This window comes from Brevibacillus migulae (genome assembly GCF_004521915.1).
Taxonomy (GTDB): Bacteria; Bacillota; Bacilli; order Brevibacillales; family Brevibacillaceae; genus Brevibacillus_F; species Brevibacillus_F migulae.
This window is the reverse complement of sequence record NZ_SDKD01000016.1, coordinates 1-21,493: the sequence shown is the minus strand read 5'-3', so window position 1 is coordinate 21,493 and position 21,493 is coordinate 1. Positions and strand designations below refer to the sequence as shown.

17 protein-coding genes and 1 other annotated feature are annotated in these 21,493 nt (G+C 48.2%); of the genes, 3 read left to right on the top strand and 14 right to left on the bottom strand.

Translation table 11 applies throughout. The annotated features are described in order from the left end of the window. Positions 1–170: 170 nt before the first annotated feature. From EIZ37_RS17490 to EIZ37_RS17465, 6 genes are all read right to left on the bottom strand, one after another. Positions 171–1,472 carry an SPOR domain-containing protein gene (locus EIZ37_RS17490; protein WP_134686063.1) on the bottom strand — a complete coding sequence of 434 codons (1,302 nt, stop codon included), beginning with the start codon at positions 1,470–1,472 and terminating at the stop codon, positions 171–173. A gap of 93 nt (positions 1,473–1,565) precedes the next feature. Next, a complete protein-coding gene (locus EIZ37_RS17485; protein ID WP_134686062.1) occupies positions 1,566–3,959 on the bottom strand; it encodes a bifunctional diguanylate cyclase/phosphodiesterase in 2,394 nt (797 codons plus the stop codon). Between the two features lie 193 nt (positions 3,960–4,152). Continuing rightward, positions 4,153–4,917: a prepilin peptidase gene (locus EIZ37_RS17480; protein ID WP_235828087.1), complete on the bottom strand. Its 765-nt coding sequence runs from the start codon at positions 4,915–4,917 to the stop codon at positions 4,153–4,155. Between the two features lie 21 nt (positions 4,918–4,938). Beyond that, entirely contained in the window at positions 4,939–5,835 is an 897-nt protein-coding gene (locus EIZ37_RS17475) for an alpha/beta fold hydrolase (RefSeq protein ID WP_134686061.1), read from the bottom strand. A 63-nt stretch (positions 5,836–5,898) separates the two neighbouring features. Further along, on the bottom strand, positions 5,899–6,372 hold the full coding sequence (locus EIZ37_RS17470) for a GNAT family N-acetyltransferase (protein WP_134686060.1): 474 nt from the start codon (positions 6,370–6,372) through the stop codon (positions 5,899–5,901). Between the two features lie 150 nt (positions 6,373–6,522). Further along, the gene (locus EIZ37_RS17465; protein WP_134686059.1) at positions 6,523–6,912 is read right to left on the bottom strand and encodes a hypothetical protein; all 390 of its coding nucleotides are present in this window, start codon (positions 6,910–6,912) and stop codon (positions 6,523–6,525) included. A gap of 411 nt (positions 6,913–7,323) precedes the next feature. Between EIZ37_RS17465 and EIZ37_RS17460 the strand changes: the two genes are divergently transcribed. Continuing rightward, complete coding sequence (locus EIZ37_RS17460) at positions 7,324–8,568, top strand: cation:dicarboxylate symporter family transporter (protein ID WP_134686058.1); 1,245 nt, start codon at positions 7,324–7,326, stop codon at positions 8,566–8,568. An 89-nt stretch (positions 8,569–8,657) separates the two neighbouring features. Here EIZ37_RS17460 and EIZ37_RS17455 read toward each other — a convergent pair whose 3' ends face one another. Beyond that, positions 8,658–8,987: a winged helix-turn-helix transcriptional regulator gene (locus EIZ37_RS17455; RefSeq protein ID WP_134686057.1), complete on the bottom strand. Its 330-nt coding sequence runs from the start codon at positions 8,985–8,987 to the stop codon at positions 8,658–8,660. Between the two features lie 223 nt (positions 8,988–9,210). Between EIZ37_RS17455 and EIZ37_RS17450 the strand changes: the two genes are divergently transcribed. Beyond that, entirely contained in the window at positions 9,211–10,395 is a 1,185-nt protein-coding gene (locus EIZ37_RS17450; protein WP_134686056.1) for an MFS transporter, read from the top strand. 134 nt (positions 10,396–10,529) lie between these two features. On the opposite strand, the gene murC is transcribed toward EIZ37_RS17450, so the two are convergent. The 7 genes from murC to EIZ37_RS17415 form a co-directional block, all read right to left on the bottom strand. Beyond that, entirely contained in the window at positions 10,530–11,912 is a 1,383-nt protein-coding gene (murC, locus tag EIZ37_RS17445; RefSeq protein ID WP_134686055.1) for a UDP-N-acetylmuramate--L-alanine ligase, read from the bottom strand. Position 11,913: 1 nt separating this feature from the next. Continuing rightward, positions 11,914–13,281: a bifunctional folylpolyglutamate synthase/dihydrofolate synthase gene (locus tag EIZ37_RS17440; protein ID WP_134686054.1), complete on the bottom strand. Its 1,368-nt coding sequence runs from the start codon at positions 13,279–13,281 to the stop codon at positions 11,914–11,916. 112 nt (positions 13,282–13,393) lie between these two features. Further along, positions 13,394–16,063, bottom strand: coding sequence for a valine--tRNA ligase (locus EIZ37_RS17435; RefSeq protein ID WP_134686053.1), 2,670 nt, complete (start codon positions 16,061–16,063; stop codon positions 13,394–13,396). Between the two features lie 50 nt (positions 16,064–16,113). Further along, positions 16,114–16,375: a binding site (T-box leader), on the bottom strand. A gap of 68 nt (positions 16,376–16,443) precedes the next feature. Next, positions 16,444–16,755, bottom strand: coding sequence for an STAS domain-containing protein (locus EIZ37_RS17430; protein WP_134686052.1), 312 nt, complete (start codon positions 16,753–16,755; stop codon positions 16,444–16,446). An 82-nt stretch (positions 16,756–16,837) separates the two neighbouring features. Beyond that, positions 16,838–18,100: an ATP-binding protein gene (locus EIZ37_RS17425; RefSeq protein WP_167568969.1), complete on the bottom strand. Its 1,263-nt coding sequence runs from the start codon at positions 18,098–18,100 to the stop codon at positions 16,838–16,840. Positions 18,101–18,123: 23 nt separating this feature from the next. Further along, a complete protein-coding gene (locus EIZ37_RS17420) occupies positions 18,124–20,223 on the bottom strand; it encodes a PP2C family protein-serine/threonine phosphatase (protein WP_134686050.1) in 2,100 nt (699 codons plus the stop codon). A 65-nt stretch (positions 20,224–20,288) separates the two neighbouring features. Beyond that, complete coding sequence (locus EIZ37_RS17415; protein WP_235828093.1) at positions 20,289–21,149, bottom strand: YitT family protein; 861 nt, start codon at positions 21,147–21,149, stop codon at positions 20,289–20,291. A 111-nt stretch (positions 21,150–21,260) separates the two neighbouring features. Here EIZ37_RS17415 and EIZ37_RS17410 point away from each other — a divergent pair, with 111 nt between their 5' ends. Next, positions 21,261–21,443, top strand: a complete 183-nt coding sequence (locus EIZ37_RS17410) for a hypothetical protein (protein ID WP_134686048.1) — start codon at positions 21,261–21,263, stop codon at positions 21,441–21,443. Positions 21,444–21,493 lie beyond the last annotated feature (50 nt).

Here is a 21,493-nt window from a genome sequence, read left to right as displayed (position 1 = left end):
TGGCTTTTCAGCAGGCTCTCTGTAAAGTTACCAAACTTAAGTGTAGCAAATGGGAAAGGGCGACACAATCCCCGAAACGCTTGTTGTAAATGTATAAAAAGACAGATTAATCACGCAAGAAAGTTTGTGTGATAAACCTGCCTCATTTGCTGCCTCAATCAGGGATATTTTTATGAATTTTGCTCCCCTACCCAGAGCGCATAATGCTCCAGATAACTGATCACCCCTGTCTGTACCTGCCAGGCATGGGATTGTGCATTTGCCTGCTTTCCTGCCGCAACGGCCGATTTTGTTTGGTTGATCGCCGCGACGGCTTGGTTCAATCCGTTGATCATCCCGGTAATGTGGTCTTGCCACTCTGGCGGGGCAGCTGTCTGAATGGCCGTGCTGGCATCGAGAAACTTGCGATGCAATTCCTTTATGGCTTGTTCATCCTCAGCCGTGAGCTTTGTCGCACCTGGATTGCTCAAGAATCGGCCGGTCCAATTCGCCATGATATTGGACAGCTGCACGCCGTTTTCAAAGAAGGCGCCGATTTTCGTCTGATCAATGCTTCCCGGAGAACCGGCTGCACTGCGCAGCTCAATCATTTTCTGCAAACCCGGCAATGTCAGTTCTTTTACATACACATCCATGCCATTCCCTTTAAATGAGCTTGCCAGGCCGAGAATATCATCCCGATTGGAAGTTGTTGCGGTAAATAAATAAAAAGTGCCTGCTTCTTCATGCAAGAAATGAGGGTAGCCCTTTTTCACCAACGAGTCGATGGCAACCTGTGCCGATTCCTTGTCTGTGAAGGCACCTACCTGGGCCATAAAGAGCCTTGTTTCCGGGAGCTGCAAGGACATCGGCGCAGTCGGGTCTGTTTGTTCTGGAGCAGCTTGATTTTCCGCTGTGCCCGAACCCGAAACCTCAGTCTCTGCAGGCAGCGCGGAGGATGGCGCTGGAATGACGGATTGGAATGTTTCTCCCACCACTGAACGATAAGAACTATTTAGCTGATCTTGGGTAAATACAGCCAGCACTAAAAAGCCAAAAACCAACCCGATTGCAACGGCGCTTACCGCAGAAATCAGCCAGGCAAAAGGGCGGCTGTTGAAAAAGACGGATCGGCTTTTCCGGCGCGCAGGTAAATGAATCAAATCGGCATCAGGCTCCGCCGGATCTAATTCCCGTTCTTGGGATTCCGGCAGCCATCGCTGTTCATCCATCGTTTCTCTTACGTCTTTTTCCATAGGAACATCTGCCGCATTTCGCTGACGAATCTCTTGCAGGCGATCAATGGCGCTTTCTTCTTTTCCGACAAACTCTGGTTGGACAATCTCTTTCTTGCTGACTGGCTCCGTTAACAACGGTTCTTTCAGGACACTCTGAATCGGCGTCGTTTCTTTTGGCGCCGACTGCTGCTTTGGCTTTTCGCGACCGTTTGGCGTCAATTTAATAGAGATTCTTGCTGTTCCGTTCTTTTCCACAAAAAAACCTCCTCCTCCGTACATTCTCTTGGTTCTAGCATACGTACGGGCAAAAGAGGTTATGACAATTTGTCCAAAATCTAGCTCTCTTTTCTATTCACTCTCGTATCGAGAATGGCGAAACAATTGAAAAAATTCGTCCGGCGGAAGCGGCTTGCTGAACAAATACCCTTGGATATAGTCACAGCCTATCTTTTTTAATGCGTTGTACTGCTGCCAGGTTTCTACTCCTTCCGCCAATACCTCCAGGTTCAATCCCTTCGCAAGGGTTATGATGGAAGATTCAATCACTCGTATATCTTGTTCATTTTCAATGTCGTCGATGAAAGCCTTGTCCATCTTTAACGTATTGACCGGCAGCTTCTTGAGGTAGAGCAACGAACAGAACCCTGTCCCAAAATCATCGATCGAAATGTTGACGCCCAGCGATCGGATCTCCTCCATGATCTTGCTCATCTTCTCGATCTCTTTCATCAATACGGTTTCTGTAATCTCCAGTTCCAACAAGGAGGCGTCCATGCCCGTTTCCTGCAATACCTCTCGAACCGTATCTACCAAGTCAGACTGGGTGAACTGAATCCCCGATACATTGACCGAGACAACGAGCGGGGCAAAACCTTGTTCCTGCCATTGCTTATTTTGCCAGCATGCCTGGTTAAGCACCCATTTTCCCAAAGGAACAATCAAACCGGTCTCCTCAGCAAGCGGAATAAACTCAGCGGGACTGATTCTCCCTTTTTCCGGATGATCCCAGCGTACAAGTGCTTCCATCCCAATGATTTTTTCGCTTTGCAGCTGAAGCTTCGGTTGATAGACCAGTGCAAACTGACCTTCCTCAATCGCGTTTCGCAGCTCTTTCTCAAGCTCCATCTTTCTCTTATACTGCTGCTTCATGGAAGCTGCGAACATCTGAACATTGTTTTTTCCTGCTTCTTTCGCTTGATACATGGCAATATCCGCATGTTTCACCAACTCTAAGCCGTTCAGACCGTCACTCGGGTAGAAGCTCGCACCAATACTCGCGGTGACGGTCAAAAGATGGTCCCCCACCTGATAGGATTCTGCGAGCAATTCCCGCAGCTCATTCAACAATGGCAGCGCCTTTGCCTCGTTACTCAAGCCCGGAATCACAATCGTAAACTCATCCCCGCCTAATCGCGAAACGAAGTGATCTCCCCCGTTTATCAGCTTTTGCAAACGATTGGCTACCTGTACGAGCAGCTCATCGCCTGATTCATGTCCCAGTGTATCATTAATGTATTTGAACCTGTCCAAATCGATAAACACGACTGCGACTCTTTCTCCCGTCTCCTTTGCCCGTTCGATCGATTCGTTGAGATATTCACGAAACATCAAGCGATTCGGCAGCAGCGTCAGGGGATCCTGCATGGCAAGTTTAAGTATTTCGTCATGCGCAATCGCTACTTTTTCAATCATTTCATTAAACCCTTGCTCCAGCGAGGATATTTCATCCTTGCCCGTAATCGCTACACGTGTCAGCAAGTCCTGTGTATGCTGTACATAGTCCATCCGTTCTTTCAAATGCAGCAATCGCCGGATAACCGTCTTGTCCACTAAAAACCAGCCAAGTACGGCAAAGATGCTCCCGAGAAGCAGCACCATAGAAAGAAAGGACCAGATTGTTGTTTTTCCTTGTTGATAGATTCCGCGCTCCATCTTGACCGTCAATACTGTACTGGGCTTGGCCCAAAGATCTTCCAGGATGACGTTTCCATAGATATACTCTTCGCCGTCCGCTTCCATATAGGCGGGAATCCGTTTCAGCTCTGGAACGAGATCGAGATTGATCTGTTTCGTTTCAGAAAGAATTTCTTTTTTCGCCGAGATCGGACTGAACGTGACATGAAGCTTGAGCAGCTCCGATAGTTCTTTTATTTTGCGTTCATCCAAAAATCGGCCGAAAACAAGCGTCCCCTCGACCGGTCCTTGAAAGAGGCTGTCTACGATCGGTCGATAGGCTACAAGAAACGGTTTCCCATTCACCATGTCCAAGCCTTTTACATAATCATTCGGAAACTGTAACGAACGAAGCGCTTCCTGATGGGAGAGAATTGTCTCCAGCATGTTTTTTTCCATGGGCACCAATTCGCCAATCTTAAAATCGTACGACTTGGCGAAAGCAACTTTTCCTTCTCCGTTTAAAATGACAATAAAGTCCAATTGATTCTGCAGAAATGTATCCGTTAAATAATTGCGGAAAATATACGGGTGCTGATCCGAAAAATTGCCCTCTTTCACATACGTTACGGTATCGTCCCATGCCGAATAATCCGTGGCCTGTGCAGCCAGGTCGTCCAAATCGTCTTTCAGGAACGAAAGCACTCGCTGGAGATGGGATTCCAGTCTCCCCTTTTCATACTCCTCATAATTTTGAAACAAATATGTACGTGCCATGATCAGCAGTACGGAAAATAACACAAGTAAGACGATCCCAGTAAAAAGAACGGTTTTAATCCGCAGTCTCATCTTTTGCACCACCAATTGCTTCGTCGAATTTCCCTCTTTTCTCTTGTACTTATACACATTTCCCTTTTTCTACCTGAATGAAACCTCTTCCATTTAATCGAAATTTCTTTGCAGCAAAAAAGCGGTTGGCAACGCAAATTGCTGTTTGCGCCGACCATCCCGCTTTCCGCAAGTGTCCAAGGGATTGTATTCGTTATCCGTTCAGAGTGAAATACCAGATTAGCAGTGCTCTTCCGTACACGTAAGCTGTCACCGCTCCCAATGCGATAAATGGGCCGAACGGAATCATCGTCGTGCGCGATGCTCGTCCGCGTATCCACTGGAAAAGACCAAAGAAGGCTCCCATGGCCGACGAAAAGAAGATCGTCAATACCAATAAGGCTGGCGGCAAAAAAAGACCGATCACCGCAAACAGCTTGACGTCCCCTCCCCCTACGCCACCTCGGCTAATGACAGCCAGAACCAAAAAGAAAAGAAAGCCCGCCGCCATCCCAATCAGGTGCCCCTCATAGCTTGTTTCTCCATAAGGATGGATGAAGCGCAGGATGAGGAAGAGCAGCATGAAAGGAAGCAGCACTTTGTTCGGGATCAGCTGATACTCGAGATCCGATACCGTAATGATAATCAGCAAGGAAACGAACAGCAATCCGCATACTGTTTCCCACGTCCAAGCGTATTGCAGAAAGACCAAAAGAAAACTGATACCCGTGAGTCCCTCCATGATGGGATAGAGCGGTGGGATGGGAGTACCGCAGCCTTTGCATTTTCCCCTCCCTTTTAGGAAAGAGAAGATCGGGATCAACTCAGCTGGACGCAAGCGGCTTTTGCAGCTCGGGCAATGCGGCCGAGCGTGAAGGATGGAATCCTTTTTCGGAACGCGGTGGCCGACCATGGTGTAAAAAGAGCCGAAAAACAGGCCAAGGAGGAAAAGGATGATGGAAAACACGAATGTTTGCACGATTGCGCCTCTCTTCTCGGGTTACCTATCTCCGCCCCATGCTCCCGTGTGCTTTTGGATAAAATCTTTCACGACTTCTCCGGCGTTCCGCGGTTGATCCAGCCAGACAAACGCATGTGCGGACTCTTTGATATGGATTATCTCGTAAGACTCCAGAAAACTTGCGAAAGCGGTCAGGCTCTCTCTGATTTTTTCATCTTCCCATTCTTTTTCGCTCGGAAGAAATAGGACAGGACAGCGAACCTTTTTATAGTAGTCTTCGAAACGAAGTTCCCAATACTTTTGAATATATTCCGATCTGACAACGTTCTGAAAATGATTGGTATAAGTCCCTTCTGCCGTCTCGGCTGCGGTGCTTTCTATGTAAGTCTGGAAATGCTCGTTCCAATGTCCATGCTCTATGTACGCTTTCGATGTTTCTTCGATATAGGCGGATTTGGTTTGATAAATTGCTAGTGTTCTTTCTTTCAATTGAATGCGGCGCCTCTCTTTTTCCGCCTCGATTTCCTGCTCGCTCCCCTTGAACAATCCATATTCCCCGAATTCATTATAAATCGCACCTTCACACACGAGGGATTCGACCATGTCCGGATGAGCGGCAGCAAGGCTTAGCCCTACTTCTGCCCCCATGGAACTGCCTACGATGTGACATTTCGCGATATTCAGCTCCTGCAGAAGCAGGTAGAGATCGTTTGCCATAACATCAATATGATAGCCCGACTGCGGCTTATCTGATTTTCCATGACCGCGAATATCCGGCGCTACGATCTGATATTCGTTTTCAAAAAGCGGGATGACTCCGTTCCACATCTGCAAGGTCCCTCCGCTAAAATGGAGGAACAGCACTGTTGGCCCTTGTGCTTTTTCATAATGTACATTCATTTTCAATCCATTTTTCAGTTGAACAATCTGTTCCATTTTTTCCGCCTCCAGCTATGTAGTAGCACAATGAAACCTTCTATTCGATGTTGTCGAGGACACTTATCCCAATTCTTTGGCAAACAAGACTCGATCTTGACCTTTCCCATCATAGTTTCGGGTTACTGGCACACCATCAACCTCTCCATTCCCTTCTTCGATTTGGAACCCCATCCGCGTGTGAAAAGCAATCGAAGTTTTATTAACCGGTGATGTGACGCAACGAACGACTTTACAACCCTTTGCCTGCACCTTGTCAAAAAACATCCGGTACAGCGATTTGGCAACCCCGTCCTTCCGATAGTCCGGATGTACACCAATAAAGTGAATGTATGCTTCGGTCGGATATGTTTGTGAGACAAAGCCGATCAAGAAGCCAATGAGTTGACCATCCTGTTCAGCTATATAACTAGTGTCTTGAATATGCTGAAAAAATAGTTTCGGCAGCATGTCAGCCATATGCCGGCCGCCCCACCAATCATTGACGACGGATATGACTGGAATGTAGTCAGATTCACGCACATGTCTCACCTTCATAAAAATGAAGCCTCCCCGTCAAAAAATCACTCCCGGCCGCGCTGTATACGATCGGCTCTCCATACAGCTTGTACGAATGCACATTTATGTAACTAGCTTCCAATTGTACTACACCATTCTTCAATGGGAAACATCTCCAGTTACATTAGCTTACTTTATTACTCGGATCAATTGGCGCTCTTTCCACTCGAATTCATCTTTCAATTGAAAGGCAGAGAGTTGAAGTAAAAGTTCGAGTTCCTTTTTTGGTGTATCCGGGAATCTCTGATGCTCATTGGCCCAGCAGGAGTAGAGCTCTATCTCTTCACCCGCTTCCATGTTCCGGCGAAGATAATCGAATAGTTCCGATAAGCATTTTTTGCTGCACTGGTATTGGATCGGGTGAGTCTGTTTCATTTCTTCGGTCATCCGAAACGAACCGAACTCGGGGTACACTTGATAAACAAATGGTTGTGTAAACAGATGCCGGGTCTCTTGGGTAGAGATGGGATCGGCTATAGAGATGCCTGCTGCATCCACTTCTGTCACGTAAATCTCCATAAGCTTATCTCCTTGTGGATATTTCTCTAATAAGACTTGCATAGGGAATTGATCCTTTGCGGCTGGATTCACTTTCCTACTGTAATCCGATATGGTCATAACCGTATATTGTTGTCCAAACGAGCCCGTGGGAAGCTCACGACTTGCAGCTGCATAGTAGAAAAGGCTCATAATTCCATCCCATCTCCTTTTAAAAAGAACAAAAGCAGCGCTCTTCTTCTCATCCTCGATTCCATATGAATCACCGATTCATGCGAAATACAGATATTTCTTGATCACAGCCAGGCTAATTTCTATTACAATAACGATGTCAGAAAAAGAATATTTTAATCTATATTATCTATTGTTTATATTGATTAAAAAATTATAAAATGGATTTTATGGAAAATACAGAAGCAAGGAGTTGACATCATGAAAAGAATGGGACTGGCTTGGCAAATTTTAATAGGTTTGGCTCTCGGTATTGCCGTTGGTGGGATTTTTTACGGAAATCCCCACGTCGCTGAATACTTGAAGCCAATCGGAGATACGTTCATCCGCTTGATCAAAATGATTGTGATCCCCATCGTTATTTCCAGCTTGATTGTTGGTGTTGCTGGGACAGGCGATATGAAGTCATTAGGAAGATTGGGCGGGAAAACCCTCCTCTATTTTGAAATCATCACTACCATCGCCATCGCGATCGGGTTGTTGGCGGCAAACATTTTCCATCCGGGAACGGGAGTAGACCGCACCCATCTTGCGAAAACCGATATTCAATCGTATGTACAGACAACGGAAACGTCAGGGTCACATTCGATGGTCGATACCTTCGTGAATATCGTCCCTACGAACATCATTCAATCCTTAGCCGATGGGAACATGCTCGCGATCATTTTCTTCTCCGTCATGTTTGGATTGGGAGTAGCGGCGATCGGTGAAAAAGGTAAACCGGTTATCCAATTCTTTAAAGGAACCGCGGATGCGATGTTTTATGTGACGAACCAGATCATGAGGCTGGCACCCATTGGAGTATTCGCCTTGATTGGCGTGACGGTTTCCAAATTCGGGTTATCTTCTTTAATACCACTCGGTAAACTGGTCCTGGTTGTGTATGGTTCGATGATTTTCTTTGTAGTTGTCGTATTCGGCATTACAGCAAAACTGGTTGGAGCGAATATTTTTAAACTACTCAAGTATTTAAAAGATGAACTCATATTGGCGTTCTCAACCGCCAGCTCCGAATCCGTGCTTCCTAAAATCATGGAAAAAATGGAGAAACTGGGCTGCCCTAAGGCAATCACATCCTTCGTCATTCCAACCGGCTATTCATTTAACCTTGATGGATCCACGCTCTACCAAGCGATCGCAGCCATGTTTATCGCGCAGATGTACGGGGTTCATATGAGTATCGGTCAGCAGATCACATTGATGCTTGTATTGATGGTAACATCCAAAGGTATTGCCGGTGTTCCGGGTGTTTCCTTTGTTGTTCTTCTCGCGACTCTTGGAAGTGTGGGAATCCCGCTTGAAGGACTCGCCTTCATTGCAGGTATTGACCGTATCCTTGATATGGCGCGGACAGTTGTAAATGTTACCGGAAACTCTCTGGCAGCCATTGTCATTACAAAATGGGAGAGCAAGAAGGGTGAAAAGGTCGATCAAAACTTTGCTTAAAATGAAGATTTGTCGTGAAGCTTATACTTTCTGATACAGGAATGGAAGGTGCCATTTCGAGATTTCTCGAGGCACCTTTTTTCTTTTTGCTATGGTTGCTTCCCCCATCTTTCGGCCCATCTCTCCATCTCCTTAAGCGCACTAAGAAAATCCACGCCCTTCTCTGTCAATGAGTATTCAACTGTTACCGGTACTGTAGGGAACACTTGCCTCAGAACAATTCCATTTTGCTCTAAGTGCCGAAGCGTATCCGTTAATGATTGGGTTTTGATGATGGCTACATCTCGATGGAGCTGTTTAAATCGTTTCGGCCCTCTTGATAACTCAGCGATCACCAAAAATGCCCATTTAGCTCCAAGTATTTGCAGCACGGAGCAAATGTTGGGGAAACTCTGTCCCTCTTCTTTCGCAGGTTCCAAACGACTCACCTACTTACTTTTTGTTATTTAGTCAATTTACTTGGATAATATCCAAATACTTTGCCTTCTTACATTATTTCCGCTATGTATTTATGATTCCTTTAAAGGGATCTCAAGAAGATTTAGAAAAACTTGGCTACGCCAAGTCTTTGGCGGAGCTTAGTTGCTCTTATGTCGATGAGAATTTTATAAATTCTTATCAACCAAGAAAGGAATGAAACCTATGAATCAGGTAAATCGATTGGCCATTTATCTTCTTACGCTCGGTGTTTTTATCACCGCGACCTCCGAGTTGGTTGTCTCCGGCATTCTTCACGTCATTGCCAAACACTTTGCCATATCCATCGCCCTTGCCGGACAATTGATCAGCACTTATTCCATTGCTTTTGCTATCGGAACGCCCATCCTGGTATCACTCACGTCACGCATGGAGCGCAGAAACGTATTGATTGGTTCATTGATGATGTTTATGCTGGGTTGCTTGGTTTCTTTTAGCAGTTCGGATATCTCGATATTAATGGTTTCCCGGGTGATTCTCGGTGTAAGTTCAGGCGTCTATCTTGTTGTCGCGTTCGGTACGGTTGCGAAATTGGTGCCCCCCGAAAAACTTGGCAGTGCGATCAGCACGATTGTTCTCGGGTTTAGCAGTGCATTGATCCTGGGTGTACCAATCGGGATAGCCATTACCACCTGGTTGAGCTGGCAAGCCATTTTTATCACGTTAGGCTTACTCAGTCTTGTCATCACATTTGTCATTTACCGATTTTTGCCGAAGATCGATGGGGATGCACCGGTGTCTTTTCAACAGCAATTGAAGGTGCTGGGAAGTTTTGTGATCGTGAGTGGCTTGTTTCTCACCTTTTTCAGGGAATCAGGTAATTCAATCCTGATTACTTATCTTACACCATTTATCAAAGACATTCTTCATTTGAATGCCTCCCACCTCAGTATGATCATGCTCGTACTTGGAATTGTCGGCACAATCGGTTCGCGTATAGGAGGGTATGGTGTCGATAAATGGGGTGCCGAGCGAATGATCACGGTAAGCATTGTCGTAAATGTATCCGCATTAGCGCTGCTGCCGTTGTTTTCTGATCATTTCGTGCTGGGAGTGCTATTGATCTGTGTTACGCTATTCTCCATGTTTGTGACTGGTCCTGCCATCCAGACATACTTTATTCAGCAAGCTCCTCAGTCGTCCAATCTCATTCTTAGTTTGAATACATCGATTATTCATCTGGGTTTAGCGGCTGGTGCTGGCATGGGAGGAATCATGGTTAACGTGACTTCCACACCCCTTTATAATCCATGGATGGGAAGCTTCATGGTCACACTCGGGTTGGTGGCGGCGATCGTCAGCTTTTCTTTTGGGAAAAAACAAGAAGGCAGACTTCAATCATCAACGTAATTCACTGGCATGTAACATCTAAGAAACATTTCATTCGAAGCCACACATATTGGAGAACTCGGCTTCACCAAGCCTTAGCAGCAAAAAGAGGTATAGCAGTGTTCGCTATACCTCTTTCTTCGTTATGCTTCCTATTATTTCACTAATCGTTCCGCCAACCAATACGCCGACTTCCAAATATCGCCGGCTCCCATCGTCAGGACCATGTCTCCCGGGCGAATTCTCTCGATCAGATGCTCCTGGACTTGTTCCTTCGTCGGAATGTATTGCGCACGCGGATGGCTGTTCGTGCGGATCTTTTCGACCAACACTTCCGAGCTCACACCCTCGATTTTCTTTTCCCCTGCAGGAGAATAAATATCAGTAATGATCACTTCATCCGCCTCGGAAAAAGCGCGGCTGAACTCATCCATCAAAAAGTAGGTGCGCGTGTAGCGCTGCGGCTGAAAAATGGCGATGACCCGACGGCCGCTGGCTTTTGCTCCCTGCAGAGTCGCTACGATTTCTGTAGGATGATGCGCATAGTCATCGACGACTAAAATATCTTTCACATCCCCGATGATCTGAAAACGACGCTTTGCCCCGCGGAAGGTGGACAATGCTTGGGCGATTTCAGCAAACGGCAAGCCCGCTTCCAAGCAAACGATCGCAGCCGCCAAAGCATTGGCAATATTGTGCTTGCCCGGAACATGCAGGACCAGCTCACCCAGCAGCTGCTCGCGATGCCAGATTTCACAACGGGTCCGGCGATCGCCCATTTCGATTTGGGTCGCGCGGTATTCGGCCTGGCCGGCATATTCTGGACTGATGCCATAAGTCACAATGCTTCGGTTTACCTGTGGAATCAGCTCACGCACATGCTCGTCATCCAAGCAGAGTACAGCCTTCCCGTCCTCTCTGACATGGCTGAGAAACTGTGCATACGCCTTTTTTAAATTGGCAAAATTGCCGTCAAAATGCTCCAGATGATCCGGCTCGATGTTGGTCACAATGGCCAGCAACGGGCGGTATTCCAGAAAGGAACCATCGCTTTCATCCGCTTCAGCGATCACGTAATCGCTTTTCCCGGCCTTGGCATTAGTCCCCGCATTCATCAGCTCACCGCCAATGATATATGTCGGATCTACCTTGCATTCCTCCAAGACATGCGCGATCATCGACGTCGTCGTCGTTTTCCCATGCGCCCCCGCTACGGCAACACCTTTGCGCTCATTGAGAATCCGCGCCAGCATTTGCGAACGGTGCAGCACCGGCAAACCTTTGGCGATCGCCGCTTGGATTTCTTCATTTTCCTTCGGGATGCTCGTCGAATACACCACGATCTGCGCCCCATCCAGATGAGCTGCGTCATGACCGATATAGACCACTGCCCCGCGTGCTTCCAGCTTTTTCGTGAGATCATTTGCTGCCACGTCTGAGCCCGTTACTTTATAGCCAAGGTCGACCAAGACGCGGGCGATGGCGCTCATTCCATAACCACCTATGCCCACAAAGTGGACGTGTTGTCCATGATCCACCCTATTCACCTGCCCCTTCTACGATTATGGATAAGGTTGAACGCACTTCAGAAACGAAGTAGAGCGACCCACAGACGATCAACCAATCGTCTTCATGCATCGCCTTATTTTCGATCCAAGCGCGCAAAAAGGAGCGCCAATCAGGAACCGGGCTTATCCTCCCGGGTTCCAGCCCACTCAAACGCCAGATCTCCGTCAAGCTGTCCATGGGGGCTGCACGCGGAAAATCAAATGACGTGACAAATACCGTGGCCAACCGCTCCCCAAGCGAATGCCATTTTTCCACCATCTGGGGAAGCGGCTTGTCACTGAGAGCCGCCATCAGCAAATGGACACGCTTCGTGCTGGGGAGAAGTTGTTCCACGCTCTGTACAAGCGCTGTCATACCTTCAACATTATGGGCCCCATCTAATAAAATGACCGGGGTATGGACGAATGTTTCCAACCGTCCCAGCCAGCTGGTTTTTTGCAAACCTCTGGCAATCTCTTCTTCCTCCACCAAAAAGGAGAAATACTCTTTCAGCAAATCAAGCGTCATCAAGGCAACAGCTGCATTTGCCGTCTGGTGCACCCCGTTCATCTGCAGCTGATACGTCGCTTCCGACCGTCGAAAAATACTTGCATAGCGGATTTGCTTCTTGCCCAACTGCTCCTCGAGCGTCTCTGCTTGAAACTGCTCACCGCTTCTGTAGATCGACGCTTTTTTGCTATGCGCCACCTGACTGATCACATCAAACGCTTCTGGCTGGAGATCTCCCACCACTACCGGCACTCCCGGCTTGATAATGCCCGCTTTTTCTTTGGCAATATCGGCTATAGTGGGCCCTAATACTTCGGTATGATCCAAACCGATGCTCGTGATCACTGAAACTAGCGGGAAAACAATGTTGGTGGAATCCAGGCGGCCTCCCAGACCCGTTTCCCAGAGTACCACCGCCGGACGAACCACACGGGCAAAATACAGAATCGCCAAGAGGGTGATCACTTCAAACTCCGTGGGAGCCCCATACTGGGTCTCCTGCTCGCAGCGTTCTACTAAAGGCTTCAGCTCATTAACGAGTGTCAGTAAATCTTCCTGGGGAATCCACTCTCCGTTGTAACGGATGCGTTCCCGAAAATCAGCAATATAAGGGGAAGTAAATTCACCCGTGTTATAACCTGCTTCTCGCAGCATATGGGCCAAATAAGTGACTACGGAACCTTTTCCATTCGTTCCCGCCACATGCACAAAGGCAAGTGTCCGTTCCGGATGCTGCAACTGCTCAAGAATCCATTGCATGCGGTCCAGCCCCGGCTTTACACCGAATCGAAGCAGGCTGTGCAACCATTCCAGTGCTTCATCATAGGTGGAAAAACTTTCTGCTCTCATACCGTATGACTCCTATCACCATCTTATGACTGGTATATTGTGGCCAGCTCATAGAGATTGCCTTCTTATCTGAGAGGACTCCCCACCCGATTTTTCAGGTGGGGCCTACTCGTTACCCTTTTAGCTCAGCCAAGCGAGCCAGTACTTTTTCCCGTTTTTGGGCATAGTCGGCGAGCTTCGCTTTTTCCTCATCGATGACTTTGGCTGGAGCTTTCGCCACAAAGCCTTGATTGTTCAACTTCTTCTCGATACGCTCTACTTCAAAATTCAGGGTTTCCACTTCTTTTTCCAGACGCTTGAGCTCCTGCTCAATATCGATCAGCCCTGCGAGCGGCAAGAAGATTTCTGCCCCGGTTATCACGGCGGACATCGCTTTATCCGGCGGTGTCAAATCGGCGGCAATCTCTAGGCGTTCCGGATTGCAGAAGCGAACGATATACTCTTCGCCTCGTTTCAGGCGTGCCAAGCTTTCCGCATCGGAAGCCTTGATCAGCAGCTCGATTTTTTTAGACATCGGTACATTTACCTCAGCCCGGATATTTCGCACACTGCGGATGATTTCCGTATACAGCGCCATCTCCGCCTCCGCTTCCGGGTTAACCAGCGACTCTTGCACCTGCGGCCATGCAGCTACCGTGATGCTTTCTCCTTGATGTGGAAGCGCCTGCCATATTTCCTCGGTAATAAATGGCATGAACGGATGGAGCAGGCGAAGCGTCTGATCCAGCACGGTCACCAAGACAGATTGGGTGGTTTTCTTCGCTGCCGCGTCTGTACCATAGAGAGCGAGCTTCGCCATCTCGATGTACCAGTCGCACAGATCATCCCAGATGAAGTTATACAGGATGCGTCCCGCTTCCCCGAATTCAAACGTGTCCATGAGGCGTGTCACATCCGCAATCGTGGATTGCAGACGGGAGAGAATCCATTTATCCGGTGCGGACAACGTTCCGTTTAAATCAATGTCCTCGTAAGCAAAGCCTTCCAGGTTCATCAGGGCAAAGCGGGAAGCGTTCCAGATCTTATTGGCAAAGTTGCGGTTGGACTCGACCTTCTCCCAATAGAAGCGCTGATCGTTCCCTGGCGAATTTCCGGTTGCCAGTGTGAAGCGGAGAGCATCTGCCCCATATTTTTCGATGACTTCCATCGGATCGACACCATTGCCCAGCGACTTGGACATTTTGCGCCCCTCGGAGTCACGGATGATGCCGTGTATCAGCACATTTTCAAATGGATTTTGCCCGGTAAATTCAAGTCCGGAGAAAATCATGCGGGCCACCCAGAAGAAAATGATGTCATAACCGGTAACCAGCACATTGGTGGGATAGAAGTATTTCATGTCTTCCGTTTCCTCCGGCCAGCCCAGTGTAGAGAACGGCCAGAGACCTGAGCTGAACCAGGTATCCAATACGTCATTGTCCTGCTCCAGCTTGTGGCTGTGGCATTTCGGGCACTCGCTTATATCGGTGCGCGATACGATCTCTTCTCCGCAATCCTGGCAATACCATGCTGGAATACGGTGTCCCCACCAGAGTTGGCGGGAAATACACCAGTCGCGGATATTTTCGATCCAGCGCAAATAGTTGTTTTTGAACCGCTCCGGCACAAATTTCACACTGTCTTCACTTGCTGCGCTAGCCAAAGCTGCATCCGCGAGCGGCTGCATTTTGACGAACCATTGGGTAGACAAGTACGGCTCAACCACCGCATCGCTTCGTTCGCTATGTCCGACCTGATGGATATGCTCCTCGATTTTGAACATCACGCCCTGCTCGGTCAGATCCTTGATAATCTGTGCGCGGCAGGCAAAGCGATCAAGACCAGCGTATGGTCCAGCCTGCTCATTCATCGTGCCGGATTCATCCATCACGACGATCTGCGGGAGGTTGTGGCGCAGACCAAGCTCAAAATCATTTGGATCGTGGGCAGGTGTGATTTTTACCGCACCGGATCCGAACTCAGGGTCGACATAGTCGTCGGCTACAATCGGGATGTGTCGGCCAGTGATCGGCAGCACGACCATTTTCCCGACCAGATGCTTGTAGCGCTCGTCTTCCGGATGCACCGCTACGGCTGTATCCCCCAGCATGGTCTCCGGACGGGTAGTCGCTACCTCGATATAGCCAGTGCCGTCCACCAGCGGATAACGCATATGATGCAACGCGCCTTTTACTTCCTTGTAGATCACTTCAATATCGGACAAGGCTGTGCGTGCTGCCGGATCCCAGTTGATAATCCGGTTGCCGCGGTAGATCAAGCCTTTTTCATAAAGTCGTACAAATACTTCACGGACTGCTCGGGACAACCCTTCGTCCATCGTAAAGCGCTCGCGGGAGTAATCCAGCGCAAGTCCAAGCTTTTCCCATTGCTCGCGGATGTGGTGGGCATAGATATGCTTCCACTCCCATACCTTTTCCAGGAATTTCTCCCGTCCCAGATCGTGACGGGAAATCCCTTCTTCACGCAGGGTAGCTTCCACACGGGATTGTGTGGCAATCCCCGCATGGTCCATCCCCGGCAGGAAAAGGGTGCTGTAGCCCTGCATCCGCTTCGCGCGGGTAATGATATCCTGCAGGGTTGTGTCCAGTGCGTGTCCCAAATGCAACTTCCCTGTTACGTTCGGCGGCGGGATCACGATGGTGAACGGTTTTTTCTGCGGATCACGCTCCGCTTTAAAAAACTGCTTGTCGATCCAGTACGGATACCATTTGGATTCCGCTGCTTTCGGATCATAGTTTTTCGGCAGCAGACTGTCGATGTCTGGCGTCGTTTGATTGGACATACACAATTCCTCCTACATGTTTTCGCAGATAAATAAAAAAACTCCCTCATCCAAAGGACGAAAGGAGTTGCTTCGCGGTACCACCTTTGTTAGCAGCCTATGCCAAAAACGCATGAGATCTGCTCACTCATCAACGATAACGGCGTTTTTACCGATTCCAACTACTGGAAAAGGGAAATCATCCCCTTCTCGTTCACCAGAATTACTCATGGGCGACCTTCAACTCATCCACCTTAGAGAATCTCGCACCCGTTGATTCTCCCTCTCTGCCAAAGGCTTCCTAAGTTTACTCTTCCCAATCATTGCATGTGTTGTACATATTTTTGTATAACAGCTATTATAAACGAGCAATTTCCCCTCGTCAAATAGGCGTTTCCCTACTATACCTGCTTCAAAGGCACACCCAAGGCTTCCGCAAATCCGAGGATGCGCAGGATATCCATGATCTCTTCTTGAATATTGACGATTTCGATCTGTTTGCCCGCTGCCAAAAGGTCTTTGGTTGTATAAAAGAGACTGCCGATCCCGGAAGAATCAACGAAGCTTACACCGAGAAAATCGAGTGTAATTGCTTGATTGCGCTCCCCGTACTGGCGAATGACCTCACCTAGTTTATCACCGACGCTCATGTCCAATTCGCCTTCCAAATATATGATGGCATGATCCTTTTCTTCTTCAATTCGGTAATCCATGGATAGTGCTCCTTTCCCCTTGTGCTCTCCCGCACACGTTGGCGATCGCCCTATACTCTATATCTACCCGTTTGGCGTCAGCCTAAACCTCTTTTTGGACAACCCTCGCTTGCAAGGCATAGTCAAGTACGATTGTAGTCCCCTTTGAAGAACTGTGCAACCAGATCATGTCCGCATACTGTAGCATCACCTGAAATCCCAGACCCAATGTATTATTGGTGGAAAACCCGGGCTGCAACGCTGCTTTCGGTAGATCCGCCAGCGAAATGCCTCTGCCATGATCCGTTACAATGATACGGCAATATTCATCCTTTTGTAAAAGATTCACCTCTACTACTCCGCCACCTGCATGTGACAGTGCATTGGTGGCCGCTTCATTGACGGCAACCGTAAAATGTAGAACACTGCTCCCCGATATCCCAAACGGGGCAATCTGCTCCCGAATTGCCTTGCGCAATACACCCAAATCCGCTGAACAGGCGATTTTGCAAGATACCTTTCTCTCTCCTTGCCGTTTCACTTCAAAAAGCCCTTGCTCATCGATCAATTGGAGCTTGCCTTTTGTAACCAAGGCAACGACATCGCGGCAAAATTCCCACTGCTGTCGATTGCGCTCACGCTCCATGGCGATCGCATCGGTAATATCAATCACCGCTACCCCGCACGTATTGTCATCAAAGGGGAACACATGCAAATCATAGAGGCGCTTTCTCGCTGCAGACAGCGATTGTTCGCGCTTCCCTCTTCTTTCTTTTAGCGCTTGCCGTGCCAACCGATTGATCTCCTCTTGCGCCACCAGATCAATCTGACTCTCGCCAAGGGGTTTCACCGAATCATGCTCCCATACATACATGTGAACTTCGCGAAGTTTTCGCAGGATGGAGAGCCTCTTCAGCTCTTGTACGATCATCTCTTTGCGCTCGCTGTCCAAGCTCTGCTCATCATTGGTCAGCAAACATTCGGGTTGAAGCTCCTGCGACAGTTGCCAGGAGTGGAATTCATCGAGCAGCAAGCGATCGAACATATCTTCCTTGCGCAAAACTTGCTCGATATCAAGGACGATGTAGGACGCATTGTGGACCGCCCCAACTGTCGAGGCAATAATCCGAAAATCCGCAGCCAGTTCTAACTCATATCGGCCGGGCTTCCACTCCGTCTCAGCATATACACCCAGCACCAAACGACTGACTACCCGCAGCTCCGCTTCCACCTTTGTCCCCGTCAGCAAATGAACGATACTGATCGGCCGGGGGGGAAGTACCTTGCGAGCAGCTTGTCCAACGCCCAACTGTTCGACACATGTCTGGCAATCGGGGTTATCCGGACAATTCCCACATACGTGCATCCGCATTGCCTCCTGTTTCTACATCACGTTGCTGCTGAAAAAGAAAGGATTAGTAAGGAGAGATCATCTTCCTGTTGTTTCGTTTTTGTCAGTTTCCCTACTTCTTTTTCGATTGCCGCGATCCGATCTTCGTCTCCGGGTGCGAGCTGACAGGAAACCGCATGGAATCTTTGCAGCCATTGGTCTGCTGTCATCGCTCCTTCTTTTCGTCCCAGATCGATCAAGCCATCGGTATAAATAATCAGGGTGAAATCTTCCTCAACAGGCCATTCATCTCGCCGATAGCGTGCTGATTCCTGCAAACCCAGGCCCAAGCCATTCGAACATGGCAGCAGAGTCTGCTTGGTTGCCGAGAGATAAAATGGCTGCGGGTGTCCGGCACGGCTGGTGCGAACGATCTTTTCCTCTTGGTCGTAAACCGCTACAAACATCGTAATATACGAGCGAATTTGGGAAAGATCCTCATACAACAATTGATTCAATCGGGTAAGAATATCATCCGGATTCTGATAGGTTTGCACGACCGCACGGAAATAGCTGCGCAGTCCATTCGTCAATAAACTCGCTGGAATCCCGTGACCCGCTACGTCTGCGACCAAAAAACAAGTGTAACGATCGTGGACCGTAATATAATCGACATAATCGCCGCCAACCGAAGCCGCCGGGAGATACACGGCCTTCGCCTCGAGAGATGGTATCCGCAGCCGCTCCTTCGGTATCAGGGATAACTGGATTCTGGCAGCCAGCTCCATCTCTTTCTCCACCAAGCGCAGCTCCAGTGCCTGCTGATTTTGCAAGCAACGATGGATCAAGCCGCGTACATGAATGGCCAGCAAATTGAAAAAGGAATCCTCGAGCTCCGTATCCTCTCGAAAGAACGAGCTGGTTAACCCGTCGATGACAATCTGGTCAGGTACATAAGGCGTGTCGATATGCTCTTCCACTTTAATCGACAGCGAAAACGGTCGCTGCTGCCACTTGCCAGCGGCCTGGGGGCAGCCTCGCTCGATTTCGTAATAATCGTCACCTTCTTTGGACTGCAGCGAAATACGCAGATAATCCAATCCGATCATGTTGTCATGCCAGACGTCCGCAATCTCTTCAATCAGCGTATGCAAATTTTCGAAGTCAATCTGCTGCATATTTTGCCGGTTGCTCTCCATCAAGAGCTTTTCATAGCTTTGCTTTACCGAGAGGAGGTTGGACAGATGGTCATTCTTTTGCCTGATCTCATGCATATTTTCTTCGAATTGTTTTTCCAGACTGCGAGACAGCCCAAACATTTCCTTCATTGACTCATTATTCGCACGGCGCGTCAGATATATCCGTACACTCAAGAGCAGCAGGGACGCAATCATCCCCCACATATAGAAAGACGACCATTCCGGAAGTACCAGCAAAATGATCACTAGCACGAATAAATAGAAGCGGTTGACATGATCGTCCCGAATTTGAAAGCTCAGCTTTTCATGAAAATACAGATACTCGTCCAAAATATTGACTCTTTCACCGAGCTTGCCCATCTTTCGCAATCCGATCAGCATCATGATGAAAATGATGATTGTCGCCGCTTGCATGGGAAGCTTGAATACATCATGCCCCGTGGCATCGACCAAAAGAAAGAGAGCGGCACTGATCAGCAACAGATTGTTATGATCACGCTGGGAATTTTTCGTGTTTCCCATAAAAATCGTAAAAGCTCTTCCTAAGATAAATAAAGAGCCTTGCAAATGAAGCAGGTGTATATACCACCAAGCATGCCCTGGCAGATTCCAGATGGTGATCGTAGTCGTCAGATAGATCGACGTAATGATCACGACATCAAACGTCGTTTTCCAGCGATCGTAGTACAGATGCGGAGAAAGTGGAAACGCGTGAAAGGACAGCAGCAAAAACAAATAAAACAGGAATGTCACGGGGGAAGACAGAAATTGGAGGAGCGGAGCAGGATGCATCTCGAATAAGTGTCCCAGCCCCCAAGCAAGGAGAGCCAAGCCATATAAGAATGAAAAGTCGTACCATCGTTTAAAGGTAATCAGATGTCGCGAAGATAACAAAAACAAACATGCGACAAACACGCTGCAAGCATATAAGGATGCGTCCAAAACCACTTCATCACCCACTTAACCCTCTGTCTCCCAATGTAATACCCGTAATCATCTATATACAAACCTCATTGTTTCCCACGTTAATGAATATCTCTTTTTTTGAAACGTCCGCCTTTTACATCGTGAATGGTCCCTATCGCCAGAAAGGCAGTTGGATCCGTTTCTTCCACGATCAGCTTCAGTTTTGCTTCTTCCAGGCGTGTCACTACGCAAAAGATGACTTTTTTGTCGTCCCCTGAATAGCCGCCTTCTCCATTCAAATAGGTAACGCCCCGGCCAAGACGGGCAAGCAATGCGTCTCCAATCTCTTTGTGCTGATCACTAATGATCCAGACAGATTTCGATTCGTTGAAACCTTCAACCGTAATATCAATCATCTTAAAGGCAATGAAGTAAGCAATCAGCGAGTACATGGCATTGTCCCAGCCAAAAATGAAGCCTGCGCCGCCGAGGATAAAAATGTTCAAAAACATGACCACTTCACCGACAGAGAAAGGCGTCTTCTTATTGACCAGAATCGCGACGATCTCTGTCCCATCGAGCGAGCCTCCGTAGCGGATGACCAATCCGACTCCGATTCCGAGGATAATGCCACCGAATACTGCGGCCAAGAGCGGTTCTTGGGTCAAGCTCTGCACAGGATGCAACAGCGTCGTGCCGATCGACATGACGGTGACACCGTACAGTGTAGATAATGCAAAGGTTTTCCCGATTTGTTTGTACCCCAAGATCAGAAACGGCAGATTGAGACCCAGCAAGAAGATCCCGATAGGCAAGCTGGTCAAATGTGCCAGCATGATGGAGATACCGGTGATCCCACCGTCAATCACCTGATTGGGCACCAGAAAAATTTCCAAACCGACAGCCATGAGGGCTGCCCCCAGCGTAATGAATAAACCTCGTTTGACGATTTTACCAGCCGACAAGTTTTTGTGTTGGATGGTTCCTCACTCCCTTATCTGTATTATTGTAATCCTTCTTAATTATAACAAACTTCCGATGAATGACACTGCCTTTTCCCAATTCGCATATATTGGACCGAGGTGATAACCATGAGTTCACGTTGGAAATACAACCCGACTTATCTCAAGATCAAATATGGCTGCAAGCAAATCTTGCTGCCTTTGATCATCTTTCAATTCGCTCGCACCGTGATCTTTCCTACGACATTTGATGTCATTATTCTCGGCATTCTCGCAATGCTTTATGTTGCCATTTGGCTGGAGTGGCTTTAAATAGAGGACAAATCGAGTAGGAGGGGGTGACTAACCCCCGACCTCTCACA

Bases quoted from the DNA above. Each gene is read 5' to 3' on its own strand.
- EIZ37_RS17485 (WP_134686062.1), bottom strand. From the start codon at position 3,959: ATGAGACTGCGGATTAAAACCGTTCTTTTTACTGGGATCGTCTTACTT.
- EIZ37_RS17475 (WP_134686061.1), bottom strand. From the start codon at position 5,835: ATGGAACAGATTGTTCAACTGAAAAATGGATTGAAAATGAATGTACAT.
- EIZ37_RS17470 (WP_134686060.1), bottom strand. From the start codon at position 6,372: ATGAAGGTGAGACATGTGCGTGAATCTGACTACATTCCAGTCATATCC.
- EIZ37_RS17465 (WP_134686059.1), bottom strand. From the start codon at position 6,912: ATGGAGATTTACGTGACAGAAGTGGATGCAGCAGGCATCTCTATAGCC.
- EIZ37_RS17460 (WP_134686058.1), top strand. From the start codon at position 7,324: ATGAAAAGAATGGGACTGGCTTGGCAAATTTTAATAGGTTTGGCTCTC.
- EIZ37_RS17450 (WP_134686056.1), top strand. From the start codon at position 9,211: ATGAATCAGGTAAATCGATTGGCCATTTATCTTCTTACGCTCGGTGTT.
- EIZ37_RS17440 (WP_134686054.1), bottom strand. From the start codon at position 13,281: ATGAGAGCAGAAAGTTTTTCCACCTATGATGAAGCACTGGAATGGTTG.
- EIZ37_RS17435 (WP_134686053.1), bottom strand. From the start codon at position 16,063: ATGTCCAATCAAACGACGCCAGACATCGACAGTCTGCTGCCGAAAAAC.
- EIZ37_RS17430 (WP_134686052.1), bottom strand. From the start codon at position 16,755: ATGGATTACCGAATTGAAGAAGAAAAGGATCATGCCATCATATATTTG.
- EIZ37_RS17425 (WP_167568969.1), bottom strand. From the start codon at position 18,100: ATGCACGTATGTGGGAATTGTCCGGATAACCCCGATTGCCAGACATGT.
- EIZ37_RS17410 (WP_134686048.1), top strand. From the start codon at position 21,261: ATGAGTTCACGTTGGAAATACAACCCGACTTATCTCAAGATCAAATAT.